The organism is Streptomyces sp. NPDC090045 (assembly GCF_044747975.1).
GTDB lineage: Bacteria > Actinomycetota > Actinomycetes > Streptomycetales > Streptomycetaceae > Streptomyces.
Genome location: NZ_JBIVFA010000014.1, coordinates 160,913 through 172,715 on the forward strand (window position 1 = coordinate 160,913; position 11,803 = coordinate 172,715).

The 11,803-nt window shown below is 68.9% G+C and carries 14 protein-coding genes and 1 tRNA gene; 3 read left to right on the forward strand and 12 right to left on the reverse strand.

All coding sequences use genetic code 11. The annotated features are described in order from the left end of the window. Window positions 1–202: 202 nt before the first annotated feature. From ACIPYQ_RS31270 to ACIPYQ_RS31300, 7 genes are all read right to left on the reverse strand, one after another. Window positions 203–2,323 carry a hypothetical protein gene (locus tag ACIPYQ_RS31270; protein ID WP_401257296.1) on the reverse strand — a complete coding sequence of 707 codons (2,121 nt, stop codon included), beginning with the start codon at window positions 2,321–2,323 and terminating at the stop codon, window positions 203–205. Next, complete coding sequence (locus ACIPYQ_RS31275; RefSeq protein ID WP_401257298.1) at window positions 2,323–3,939, reverse strand: hypothetical protein; 1,617 nt, start codon at window positions 3,937–3,939, stop codon at window positions 2,323–2,325. The genes ACIPYQ_RS31270 and ACIPYQ_RS31275 overlap by 1 nt, the downstream gene beginning before the upstream one ends. 81 nt (window positions 3,940–4,020) lie before the next feature. Continuing rightward, window positions 4,021–4,269, reverse strand: a complete 249-nt coding sequence (locus ACIPYQ_RS31280) for a hypothetical protein (protein WP_401257300.1) — start codon at window positions 4,267–4,269, stop codon at window positions 4,021–4,023. Window positions 4,270–4,295: 26 nt separating this feature from the next. Next, window positions 4,296–4,634, reverse strand: coding sequence for an RRQRL motif-containing zinc-binding protein (locus ACIPYQ_RS31285; protein ID WP_401257302.1), 339 nt, complete (start codon window positions 4,632–4,634; stop codon window positions 4,296–4,298). Then, window positions 4,631–5,701 (reverse strand): hypothetical protein, encoded by a 1,071-nt coding sequence (locus ACIPYQ_RS31290; RefSeq protein WP_401257303.1) that lies wholly within the window; start codon window positions 5,699–5,701, stop codon window positions 4,631–4,633. The genes ACIPYQ_RS31285 and ACIPYQ_RS31290 overlap by 4 nt, the downstream gene beginning before the upstream one ends. Then, window positions 5,698–5,952 (reverse strand): DUF6284 family protein, encoded by a 255-nt coding sequence (locus ACIPYQ_RS31295; protein WP_401257305.1) that lies wholly within the window; start codon window positions 5,950–5,952, stop codon window positions 5,698–5,700. Before ACIPYQ_RS31295 ends, ACIPYQ_RS31290 begins: the two co-directional genes overlap by 4 nt. Window positions 5,953–6,036: 84 nt before the next feature. Continuing rightward, window positions 6,037–6,207: a hypothetical protein gene (locus tag ACIPYQ_RS31300; RefSeq protein ID WP_401257307.1), complete on the reverse strand. Its 171-nt coding sequence runs from the start codon at window positions 6,205–6,207 to the stop codon at window positions 6,037–6,039. 379 nt (window positions 6,208–6,586) lie between these two features. On the opposite strand from ACIPYQ_RS31300, the gene ACIPYQ_RS31305 reads away from it, so the two are divergent. Together ACIPYQ_RS31305 and ACIPYQ_RS31310 are read left to right on the forward strand one after the other, a co-directional pair. Next, window positions 6,587–7,375: a GntR family transcriptional regulator gene (locus tag ACIPYQ_RS31305; protein WP_401257309.1), complete on the forward strand. Its 789-nt coding sequence runs from the start codon at window positions 6,587–6,589 to the stop codon at window positions 7,373–7,375. Continuing rightward, window positions 7,372–8,019 (forward strand): YdcF family protein, encoded by a 648-nt coding sequence (locus tag ACIPYQ_RS31310; protein WP_401257310.1) that lies wholly within the window; start codon window positions 7,372–7,374, stop codon window positions 8,017–8,019. Before ACIPYQ_RS31305 ends, ACIPYQ_RS31310 begins: the two co-directional genes overlap by 4 nt. A 57-nt stretch (window positions 8,020–8,076) precedes the next feature. Here ACIPYQ_RS31310 and ACIPYQ_RS31315 read toward each other — a convergent pair whose 3' ends face one another. Further along, on the reverse strand, window positions 8,077–8,709 hold the full coding sequence (locus tag ACIPYQ_RS31315; protein ID WP_401257312.1) for a hypothetical protein: 633 nt from the start codon (window positions 8,707–8,709) through the stop codon (window positions 8,077–8,079). Between the two features lie 8 nt (window positions 8,710–8,717). Next, window positions 8,718–9,188: a hypothetical protein gene (locus ACIPYQ_RS31320; protein ID WP_401257314.1), complete on the reverse strand. Its 471-nt coding sequence runs from the start codon at window positions 9,186–9,188 to the stop codon at window positions 8,718–8,720. A gap of 411 nt (window positions 9,189–9,599) precedes the next feature. Here ACIPYQ_RS31320 and ACIPYQ_RS31325 point away from each other — a divergent pair. Continuing rightward, window positions 9,600–9,664, forward strand: a tRNA-Thr gene (locus ACIPYQ_RS31325). Between the two features lie 206 nt (window positions 9,665–9,870). Here the strand turns inward: ACIPYQ_RS31325 and ACIPYQ_RS31330 are convergent. From ACIPYQ_RS31330 to ACIPYQ_RS31340, 3 genes are all read right to left on the reverse strand, one after another. Next, window positions 9,871–10,101, reverse strand: coding sequence for a hypothetical protein (locus ACIPYQ_RS31330; protein ID WP_401257316.1), 231 nt, complete (start codon window positions 10,099–10,101; stop codon window positions 9,871–9,873). A gap of 7 nt (window positions 10,102–10,108) precedes the next feature. Next, window positions 10,109–10,573 carry a hypothetical protein gene (locus ACIPYQ_RS31335; RefSeq protein ID WP_401257317.1) on the reverse strand — a complete coding sequence of 155 codons (465 nt, stop codon included), beginning with the start codon at window positions 10,571–10,573 and terminating at the stop codon, window positions 10,109–10,111. 449 nt (window positions 10,574–11,022) lie between these two features. Next, window positions 11,023–11,706, reverse strand: a complete 684-nt coding sequence (locus ACIPYQ_RS31340; protein ID WP_401257319.1) for a hypothetical protein — start codon at window positions 11,704–11,706, stop codon at window positions 11,023–11,025. Between the last annotated feature and the right edge of the window lie 97 nt (window positions 11,707–11,803).

Genomic DNA, 11,803 nt, shown 5'->3' on the forward strand with positions numbered 1-11,803 from the left:
TCCCTTCAACGGGACGGGGTCACCTACCAGAACTGGTAGGTGACCCCGTGCGGCTTGTCGTGTGGCTTGTCGTCCCGCTTGTCGCGTGCCTTGTCTTGTCGCTTGTCTTGTCGCTTGTCGCCTCCGAGGTCAAAGCCCATTTCCGCCCCTCCAGAGGGCCGGGTAGGGGTTTCTTCATGGCGGGGCGACAAGCGACAAGGAGTCACGCGTCGGGGTCGTGGGTGTGGTGGACGTAGCGGGTCTTGGTGCCCGTCCCGATCCGTACCGCGAGCCCCTCGTCGACCCATTCCTGGAGCCATCCGCTGATGGTCTGCCGGTTGGTTCCGTGGGCGTCGGCGAGGGCTCGGGCGATCGCCGACGCCCCGGTGCCTTCGGGCCCGGCCGCCTTCAGGAGGGTGAGGGCGGCCTGGCGGGCGGCGTTGTCCTGCTCCCCGCGCAGCGCGGACAGGTTCAGTCCGCCTGGAACCGGCTTCAGCCTCGGTGTGGGTTCCGCTTCGGGGTCGGGGGCGGTGGCGAACTCGGCGTCGATCTGCCGCCGGAACTGCTCGGCGAGTGCGTCCTCATCGGGCACGCCCGACGCCGTCGCGGTGTGCTGGGTGTTGCGGTGGGCGGAGAGGTTCAGGCCCCCCTCTGCTGGCGCACCCCCGGGCGGGGCCGGGGTGGCCTCGTCGGTTTCGGGTTCGGTGTGCTGGTGGTCGGTGATCCAGGCGGTGCGGTTGTAGTCCCAGCGGCGGGCGTAGTCGGGGCCGGCGGCCTTGGCGGAGATCGCGTCGAGGTAGGGGTGTCGGTCGCTGGTGGCGTGGACGATGTCGCGGATCTGGTTGGGCAGGATCCGCCAGGTCCCGAAGAGCGCGACGGGGGATTCGGGGGTGCCCATGAAGCCGGTGCCCTTGTGGGGGGCCTGCTCGACGCGCAGGCCGCGGGCGCCGGGGAACAGCTTGGACAGGTCCATGCCCTCCGTTTCCCCGCCGGTCAGCGCGACCCGGGTCTTGGCCTCGCGGCGGATCATCAGGTTCCCGAGGACGGATCCGGTGGCGCCGAGGGCGGTCAGGACGGTGCGGATGCCCATGGCGCGGAGCATCCGGATCACTTCGAGGATCTTCTTCGCGAGCTTGCGCTTCTCGGGCTCGTTGCTGACGAGGATCTCGGCGCCCTCGTCGATCACGAGCATGATCTGCGGGATCTCGCGGCTGACCGGCAGCAGGTCGGTGTTGGCCTTGGCCATGAGGTCCTGGTAGGCGCGCTTGCGCTGGAGACCGATGCGCAGGGCCGCATCGAGCATCAGCTCGGCTTCCTCGTAGGTGGCGGCGAGCCAGTCGATCCCGGGCCGCACCACCCGCTCCGTCCCGCCCTCCATCGCGGGCCTGACCCAGGGCAGGCCCGCGCTGCCGGCGTTGAGGTCGATGACCCAGGTCAACATGTCATCCGCGCGGGCGAACCCGGCCAGGATCACGTGGACCATGTTCGTCTTGCCCGATCCCGTCGGCCCGACGACGAGCGCGCACTGCTCACGGAGGTAGGTGAGGATCACCTCCGCGTTGGTGCGGTAGCCCCACGGGATCCCGGTGTGGATCGACAAGGGGCTGTAGTCGCTCGGGTAGGGAACCTCGCCGGCGAGGACGTTGACGGTGGTCACGTCGATCAGGACGCGACCCTGGTCGATGCCCGGGGAGGCGGCGGCGGTGCAGCCGTGCGGCAGCCGCGCATCAGCGGACAGGCGGCCGTTCTCGCGGGCGATGCGGTCGTAAGTGGCGCCTCCCTGCGGGAGTTCGGCGTCGATCGTGAACCCGGTGTTCGTGGGCCACATCTCCACCGCCAGCACCCGCACGGTGATCCCGCAGACCCGCTGGATCCGGTCCACCCACTCCGCGGCGATGGCCCGCCGCGGGGCGGACAGTTCGCGGGCGACCTGCCGTTCGGCGGCGGCAATGGCCTCCAGCTCCCGAGCTTCCTCGTACAGGCCGACGGAGCGGGCGGCGGCGCCCATGCCGACGCCGATCACGGCGAGGGAACCGAGTGCGGTCCAGGTGAGGGGCCCGGTGGTGAGGGCCCAGGTGGTCCAGCCGGATCCGAGGAGCCAGGACGCGGCCCGCGCGCTGATGGTGCGGGCGGCGAGTTTCTGGCGAAGGCCGGTGGCGGTGTGCCCGATCGCGCCGGCCGTGCCGATGGCGAGGGCCCAGGTGGGCGGCATGTGGGCGAGGGTGCCGACGGTGGCGACGGCGTAGGCGCCGGTGGTGGCGGAGAGGGCGCCGGTGATGGGTCCGTGGCCGGCGGCCCAGTCCAGCGCGAGTCCGTTGTGGGTGACGGTCTTGGTGGCGGTCATCAGACGTTCCAGCCCTTCTCGGCGTCGAGGCCGTTGCGGGGGTCCTCGAACCGGGCGATGTCCGCTTCGTGGGCCTGGCGGAAGGTGGGGCCCAGCTCCTCGGAGAAGGACACGGAGTTGGAGAAGGTGGAGTAGAGGTCGGAGAGCATGTCGGCGACGACCTTCTCCAGCGGGAACTCGCTGTCGGAGCGCTCGGAGAGGATCTTCAGGATGTTCGCGATGGCCTGCAGGGCCTCGGGGAGGTTCTCCAGCATGGCGAGGATCTCCATGCAGTTCTCCGGCTCGTAGGACTGCGCGGCCTGCTCCAGCTCGGCGGCCAGCTCCTCGAACCTGAACCCGGATGCGTTGCTCACGTGTGCTCCTTCGGGGGTGGGCGGTACGGGAACGTGCGGGGTGGGACGCGCGGCCAAGTCGCCGATCTCGTCGGTGTCCTGCTCCTCGGCGTCGACCTGGGCCTCGGCAGCTTCCTCATCGGCGTCGAGCTGGGCGCGAATCTCGGCGTCGCGGGCTTCGCGCTCGGCCCGGGCCCGGCCGACGAGGAACCGGTACAGGCGGCGGCCAGGGTTCATCAGCCAGGCCCAGCCGAGTTTCCGGCCGAGCGGCGTGGCGATCAGCCCGGCCAGTCCGGCGGCGGCGCCGAGGACGGCGGCGAGGGCCCGGCGGGCGTGGAAGCGGGCCGCCGATCGCAGCAGTGCCTTGCGCGCCGTCCGCTGGGCTGGGGCCTTCGCGGCGGCCAGCCGCTTGCGGTAGGCGGCCTGCTGGACCTGCTCGCGGCCCTTGCCCACCGTGCGTCCGGTACTGCGGTCCCGGGCGGAGCGGGCGGCGCCGACGGCCTTGTCGCGGATGGCAGCCGCCTTGCCCAGGCCCTTCGCCAGGGTCCGTGCTGCCGCACCCCGCGGCTTCGCCGTCGTCGGGGCGGTGCCGACGCGCTCGGCTGCCTTGGCTGCGCGCCGGGTGTCGGCGACCTGGCGGCGGGCCTGAGCCGTTGCGGTGCGTGCGGCGGACCGGGTTGGGGACTGGGTACGGGCCTGAGATCGCAGGGCCTGCACCTGCCCGGCCCGGCCACCAGCCAGACCAGCAGCCACACGGGCGACCCGCTGACGGGCCGACGGCGCACTCGTCCTGCCCGCGGTCGATCCCGACCGGCTGCCAGCAGGACGGCCCCCACGGTTGCGGGCCTGCCCGCCGGCAGTCTTTCGAGCTCCGGCTCCACTGCCGGCAGTGGAGCCGGTACGCGGCGCGGTGCGGGGCTGGGCGGGGATCCGCCCCAGGAGACCACGGCCCCCGCTCCCGGCCGGGGTCCGGGTGGAGGCCGGGGTCGACTTCCCGGCGGGGGTGTTCTTGCGGGTTTTGGAGCGGCGGTGGGCGGCGGCGGTGCCCAGGACGGCGGCGCCCGTCATCGCCACGGCGAGAGCAACCGGGCCGCCGGCCAGTGCGGCGGTGGCCAGGAGTCCAGCGGTCGCGTTCGTCCCAGAGAAGGAGAGCGGGACGACGGGGAAGCCCCCGGCGGTGTGGTCAACGGCCTTGGCCGAAGCGGCCGGGCCGGTGGCCGCGACGGGCGGGGTGGGGGTGGTTTCTTCGGGGGGAGCCTGCGGTTCGGTGACGGTCTCGGTCATGCTGAACGTGCTCCTTCACGGGAGAAGGGGCCCGGCCGTAGGCCTCCTACAGCAACGGCCGGGCCCTGCCGTACAGGCAGGTCAGAGCTGGTTCGCCTCCAGGGCGAAGAACACGACGGTGGCGTTGGCCAGCTCGGGGTACCCCTCGACGACGTACTGCCGGATGTGCAGGAAGGTGTCGTACCGGGTCGCGCCGGGGACCGGGGTGAGGGTGCCGTACTGCGTGGCGGCCGCCCGGCCGGGCAGGTCCAGCGTGATGACCCAGTGGTGCGAACCCTGCTCGGCCCGATCCGGGGCGGGGGTGGTGGTCTGTGTGTTCTGCGTGGTCACGTGAATCTCCTGATCAGGTCGGGTAGTCAGGCAGCGCACTGTTCTTCGGGGTAGGCGCACGGGGTGCACATGCCGAGCGAGGGCGGGATCACGTACCCGGCGTCCATGCGGCAGGCCGGACACCGGCGGCGGGCAGCGTTCGCCTTGGCGAGTGCGGCGGCCCTCTTGGGCGTCATCGGCCGGACCGGCTTCGCCAGGTCGACGAGGTAGAGGTAGGCGACGAGCGGTCCGCGCCGGCCGCGGGGACGTTCAAGCTGGGCGACGACGTCCTGTCCGCCGGGCCGAAGGCCGACGGCGCGGAGCTGACGCCGGGTGGCGAGCCCGTCGGGGGCCAGACGCCACCGGTAGACCGGCAGCCCAGTCACGGCGTGGACTCTTCCTGGGACATGAGTGCGCCCCAGGCCTTCCGGACGCGCTGCTCGCCGCCAACGAACCCATCGTCGCGGAAGGCTGTGACGGCCTGCCGGTAGGACAGGGGCGGGTCGGCGGAGTAGCGCAGGTACCGCAGCACGACCAGGAGCTGTTCGTCGGTGAGGGGCTCGGCCGGATGGGGACGGGGCACCCCGGCGACGGCCGCGACGTCTTCCAGCGTCACGACCGTCACGGGGGGTGTGACGCTCCCCGTGACGCGGTCCCCGCCCGGGGTCCCCGGGCCGGGGCTGGCCTGCGTGTCTTCGCCGTCACGCACCCCCGTGACGGCCCCGGACCCGGCGGCAGGGAGAGCCGGGGTGACCGGAGGTTCGGGGACCGGCGGGAGGGCGGGTGTGACGGGTGCCGTCACGGCGTCACGCTCGGGCGTGACGAACATGTCCGCCAGGGCCGCGTCCGCGCCGGAGGCGATGCGCTCGCCCTGCACGGCGAGGAGTCGTCCGGCCAGCGTCGTGTCGCCGCTGCCGACTTTCCGGGCCAGCTTCCAGGATGTGCGCTCGGAGCGGGCCCGGATCTTCTTGTCGGGGTGGTTGACCGCGCGGGCCCGCTGGTAGGCCAGGGCCTGCACGATCGCCGCGGAGCGGGCCTCTGCCTCGGCGTCCCGGCCGTCGGTGTGGACCACGATCCGCCTGGCGAGGAAGGCCATGCCCTCCGCCGAGACGGACATGCCCAGCGGGGTGATCGCGTAAATGACCGTACGCGGCCCGTCCGGCGCCGAGGCCGCCGCCATCGCGGCCGCGGCGGCGGGCAACAGCCACAGCCCGGCCCGGATCACCGGCGGGGAGGACTGGCCGAGCATGGTCAGCCCGAGCAGTACGAGTGCGAGGACGGCGGTGGCGCCCTCGCCCGCCGCGACCGCGCCGAGCGCGGTGCCGGAGCCGTAGGCGCCCTTGATGTTGGAGAACGTGCCTGCGCCCCCGGCCGCGCCGGTGGCGAGCATGGGGACGAACGCGGTGGCGAGCACGACCTTCTGCGGCCGGTTCAGGAGCCGGCCGGTGCTCACGCCGCCTCCAACGGCACCCGGTTGGCCAGGTCTCGGCGGGCTACGAGCACGCGGTTGTGGGCCCGCCGGATTCGGCGGGCGTCGAACTCGGACGCCGGCCGCTCCAGGAGCGCAATTAGCGCGTCCAGCAACTCGACCTCGGCCAGGACCACGTCCATCTCGGCCTCGATCGCGGCCAGCTCCGCGTCCGACGGCTCCAGATCCGCCGGCAGGACGGTAACGGGCTTCTGACGTGCAACGATGTGGTTCATGAGTCGTGTTCTCCCTAGCAGGTGGACGGCTCGAAGCGGCCCCGGTGCTCTAACACCGGGGCCGCACTACGTTGGTGTGGAGGGTCAGGCGGGGCGCGGGTAGTGGCTGACGCTCGGCCGGGTGTGAGCCGGGTCGGCATCGCAGTCCGCGGCCCAGCCCTGGTGCGTCCAGCAGGTCTTGCGGTCGTCGCCGTGCATGCCGGCGTCCTCCAGCTCGTTGTCACGCCGGATCGCCGCGGCGAGCTTCTTGTTCATCTCGAACCCCTTCCGGGGCCGGAACATCCGGCTCCCCTCGCTCCGCCCGTACGAGACGGGCGGAGGAGGCAACCGGCCGCCGCCTGATGAGGCGGCGAGGCTGGCGTGGCGCTATTCCGTACACGGGGACAGAACCCGCGTCCGCCGTCCTCTCAGAGGGGGACGGATACCTCGGTCCACTGTTCAGTTCTCAACGGACAATCGCTTCCTTCGAGCCGTCTCACGGGCTCTCCGGGCGCCGAGAGCAGCCCAAAGAAGAGCCCTCTCCGGTTCGCTGTCCTAGGACTGCGAACTTCTGTGGATGACTATGGACTCGCAGTCCCAGGACTGTCAACAGTCCTGGGACTGTGTTTGACTGGACCCATCGAGAGGAGCTCGCGTGGCACCCAAGTGGCGAGAGCTGGCTGACAAGCTGGCCGGACAGATCAGGCGGGGCGACTACGCCCCTGGCCAGCAGCTACCGCATATCCGCGACCTCGTGGATGCGGGTGAGGGTTCGAAGTCCACGGTCCACGCGGCGTACAAAGCGCTCGAAGCCGAGGGCCTTGTGACCTCGTCGCGGGGACACGGCACGGTCGTGCGGCAGCAGACCCCGTTGAAGCGTCTGGGCATCGCCCGGTACGACAAGGCGAAGTGGCGGGACGGCGATGAGGTGGCGTTCATCGCCGACCGCGTGGCATCAGGCCGTGCGTACAAGCGCGGCGAGCAGACGCAGAGCGTCAGCCGGGTGCCGGCGCCGCCGCTGGTGGCAGCGGCGCATGGGCTTCCCGAGGGTGCCGAGGTGTACGCGCGAGCCAGGCTCGTGAAGGAAGGCGACCAGCCGACCCACACCCTGACCAGCTACTACCGACCCGAACACGTCGAGGGAACGCGCATCGTCGACCCGGCCCCGGGGCCCGCCGGCCGGGGCGGCGGCTTCCGCGTCCTCTACGACGCGGGCTACGAGATCGACCACATGCGTGAGGAGCTGTTCGCGAGGGTCGCGGCACCGGAGGAGGCGACGCTGCTCCAGCTGGCGCCCGGCGAGTGGGTCGTTGAACTGCACCGGACCACCTACACGGCGGACGGAACTGTCGTCGAGTACGCCATCGGCCTGCACGCGGCCACCCGGTTCGCGTGGGCCTACGACTTCCAGGTGCCCGACTCGGCGCGGGAGGCAACACCGTGATCTCCGCGCAGAACTGGGCCGACGCCGAACAGCTCTGGGACTTTCAGCAGATGCACCACGAGCCGCGGCGCTGCTCTGTGGCCATCGGGCTTGGTAGCCATGACCTCGGAGTCGCTGAAGTCGCGGTTGACCTGTACCAGCGAGGCATGGCGCCGCTGATCGTCTTCACCGGCGCCACAAGCCGAACGACCCGCGAGCGGATGCCCCGTGGTGAGGCGGAGCACTACCGCGAGCGGGCCCTAGAGCTGGGCGTTCCCGACTCCGCCATCCTCGTAGAGCCGCAGGCTCGGAACACAGGCGAGAACATCCGCTTCTCCCGGTCACTGCTTGCGGACCAGGGCGTTCTCGTCGAGTCGGTGCTGCTGGTCAGCAAGCCCTACGAGGAGCGGCGGGCCTACGCGACGGCCCGCAAGCTGTGGCCAGAGGTAGAGATCGTCAGCGCGTCCGCGCCGATGACGCTCGCGGAGTACGTGGAATCGATTCAGGATCCCCGGCTGGTCTTCGACATGCTCGTCGGCGCGCAGCAGAGGCTGCTCGTCTACCCCCAGCAAGGGTTCCTGATCCATCAGGATGTCCCCTTTGCGGTTTCTGTGGCCTACGAACGTCTCTGTGTCGACGGTTTTACTAGTCGCCTTGTGGCATAGGAATAACCGGCCAAGTAGTGCATTTCTCAAGGCTGGGTTGGTGGTGAGGCGTCGGCTCTAACCTCGCTGTGGAATCTCAAAAATTTCAGCTAGTTCGGAGGCGAGTCGGCCGCTGTCCAATTTCCCACTCCATTTAATCCAATGAAAATTAGGATTGCCCTCTAGTTGGAGTAGCCTCTTCGCCGCGCTGGAGAGGTCGACGTTGCTGAATAGGGCGACGGGGGAGAATGAATCCTGAGCGAGGCCTAGTGCTTTCTCCAACGATTTTGGAGGGATGGCGCGTGTTGCATGCTTCGCGACTCCTCGTAGGTGCACCTCGTTGCCCTCGTATTCGAGATACAGCTCGAAGTCGTAACCTCTGTCTACTTGCGACTCGGAGATGTGCGCCCTTGCGTCTGGCGCGAGCTGGGAGATTACCCTGATGATTTCTGCGGTGAGGTTGCGCTCGTATGCGTAGGCGTGAGCCCAGTCTCCCGGTCGCGGGCCGGAGCCCTCCTCCCACGGCTGGACTGAGTCGGCGGGCAGGGTTACGGATACTTCCTCGATGTTTGAGCCATGCAGGTCGGGAACCTCGACGTTCACGACGACCTTCAGTCCACGGCCTGTGTCGTAGGTGCGCAGCACTACTCCCTTCAGGAGGTCGAGCCCCCAGGGGACCTGAACCACTTGCCCGGGCTCCAGCTCACTCATCTCTCTCCTCACCATGGCCGATTACCCCCCGCGAATTCACCCAAGTAATCCCCTACAACATCATCCATCGTGATGGCCAGCCCGTCGACGGCTCGCCGCCATGTACGGACTGTGGTCAACGTTATCGGAAATTTCCCCTTATTTTTTAGCTTTAGGAACTCGGCCTGATCGTCGTGGGCGATGGCATTGCGGGCCGTATTGAGGGTTTCGAGCTCGTCCTGCCATTTCTCGGCCCGCTTGTCGGCCGTCTTTAGTGCGGGCCATAGACTCAATCCTAGACTGGCGAAGTCGCTACCGAGGGCGGCCGGTTGTGCATTTCCTCGGTCGAGTTTCCGTCCCCTGGAAAGCCCACTTCGCAGAATCGCCTGGAGAGGGGGGGAAGTGATGGGATCGCAGAGAATGTCTGATGCCTCATCGTGCAAATCTCTTGAGAATCCTTGAAATTCTCCAGCAAGTCTCAATGTGATCGACCAGTTCACTTGCGTAGTACGCCATCGGCGTCCACGCCCCTGGCCGCCGACGCTCGCATGTGCATCGAATAGCTCTTTGAGCTTCGAGTTTCTCTCCGTCGCCCAACGCCTATATGCAGTCGATGGCACCCTTCCCCCTCGGCAGAGTCGCGCATGTCAGCCCATCCGCTGCATCCTAGACGCGCAGAGGGCTCTGCTGGTCATGGTGTTGGGGCAGTTGGCGGGAGGCCGTGGAAGGGATCGTTGTAGGCGCGGTCCGACGTGCTGCTCAGGCCCGGGTCCCGGGAGGGCTCTGCGGGCGCAAGGGGGCTCAGTTGTGGGCTCATTCGAGGCTTCATTCGTGATCGTACGCCGGTGTCCACACGTGTACGAGAACCCTGCTGAGCAGCCGCGGAGGAAGGGCCACATGCGCCTACGGACGCCATCGGAACGGGATCGGACAACTCGTAATGCGTAGGTCTCGGGTTCGAATCCCGAAGGCGGCTCTGTAGAAGCCCCAGGACTCACTCGCCGTGACCTGGGGCTTTTGCTATTTCTGGCGAACGCCACGGGATCGGATCGGACCCATCTCCTGCTTCAGGGCCTGAGGTTCGTCCGGTGAGTGCCGCCCCTCCGGACGGGAGCCCGATCGGGAACGGCCGCGGCTGGCACGTGTTCAGTGCCCCGGGCCTTCCCGCGCGATCAGTGGGTCTTACCTGAGAGCGGTGTGCTTCCGCGTCATGTGGGCCTGCCATGCCCAGCGGGCGAGCCCGCCGACGGCCAGGGAGGTGATGGTGGCGCCCCAGTCGATGACGTGGGGGAGGCCGGGGAAGAAGGCGAAGAAGGCGAAGGATGCGGCGGCGCCGATGAGGAAGGCGGCGAGGCCGGCGCGTCGGCGTTTGGCTTCCCAGGCGGGGTCATCGGGGGTGGGTTGGTTGGTCATGCGCGGCTCACTTCGTGATGTGGTGGCACTGGCTGACCCGGCGCACGCCGTTGATGTTGAGGTGTGCGCATGCCTTGCCGTAGCGGGGCAGTGTTTGAGGCTTGTTGTCGCGCATCGGGTGGATCTCGCACTCGGTGTGCGTCTTGCCGGGGGAAGTGCGGTAGGTCTTGTTGTTGGTGTCCGCGTAGGTGAAGTCGATGCGCCAGTTGCAGAAGCCTGCGTTGAGGGCTCCGACGAATCCGCAGTCGACGCCGGCGTTCTGGTAGGTGATCTTCTTGCCGTCGCCGCGGATGATGTGGGTGAACATGCAGCCGGTCGGAACGGTCATGGTGATGCCGCCGACCTGGTACTCGAAGCTGGCGACGGGCGTTGAGCCGATGGCGCCTGCGTGCGCCTCGGCGGGAGGTAAGACGGCCAGTGCGGCCGTCGTGGCGAGAACGGCAAGGATCCGGGTTGTGAAGAGCGTGCCCATCCGTGTCCCCTTCAGGAGGAGTGTGTCTGTGGAAGGGAACTCCTGTCGTCGGCTCGGGGTTCTGTCCCAGGAGGCGGTCCACTACGAAGAGTGATCAGCAGATATGTATGCTGACCACCCGTAACCGTCGCCCCGAATGTGATCTCACCTTGTGGTGCATCCGGACCAACTTTGCCTTCTGTCCGCTCGAAGGTGACGAGGCGGTGTGGGGTGCCGATCTGGCGGCTCTGGGGGGCCCTGCGGCTGGGGTTTCCCGGGCCTGGGATCGCGTACAGCGTTTCGGGGGGTCACGGCATGCGGGTCCTCGACTTCGAACGGCAGCCATGCCCACGGCCAACGGGGAGCAGGAGCCGTGGCCGCTGCCGGCAGAAGGCGGTGACGAAGAGATCGTCACCGCACTGAGGCGACACCTCGACGTGTAGTGGCCTTGGGGTGGTGGCTGGCCGGGGTCATGGGGTGGGTGTGGGGGTGGGGGAGGTGGGGGTGAGGCGGACTGTGGTCAGGATGCGCATGATCAGGGAGTCGGGGATGGCTCCGGGGACGCCGGTGCGGCCGTAGAAGTTCCAGGCCACGAAGGCGCCCTGGGCGTTCTTGAAGCCGAAGACGATCGACTGGCCGTCGCCGGCGCAGCGGTTGGGTTGTGCGGCGCCCTGGGAGCGGGCTTTGACGTAGGTGCCCTCCACGCCGTACTTCGTCGTGTACGCCACGGGCTTGTCCCACTTCACGACGCTCTTGTCCGGCTGGGTGTAGGCGGCGTAGACCCAGGTCGGGGCGTTCTTCTCGGCGACCTCGGCGGTGTCCTTGGCGCCTTCGGCGCCCTTGGTGCCGACGCTGCCGAGGGGGAAGTCGGAGACCGTGCCGTCGCCGTTGGAGTCGATGCTGCACCACTCGGACTTGTAGCGGGCGGGCGCCGTGTGTCCGATGAGGATCTTGTCCGGGTCCTTGTCGTCCGCGTGGCCGCTGAAGACGTCGGGCGAGAGGACCTCCCAGTCCGGCGGGACGTCGAACGAGGTGCCGTGCTTGGGGTTGACCACGGTCTTCCAGCCCGCGATGAGCGGTTTGGAGGGGTCCGGGGGGCCGTCCGGCTCGTCCCTGGCCATGATGACGGCGGTCACGGCGGCGGTGGCCGCCACGGCCAGCAGTGTCGTCAGCGTCCTCAGTGCCGTGATGGGCCTTCTGCGGGGCTGCCGCGGAGGCTTCGGCGGTTGCTGGAAGGGTGGCGGCTGGTAC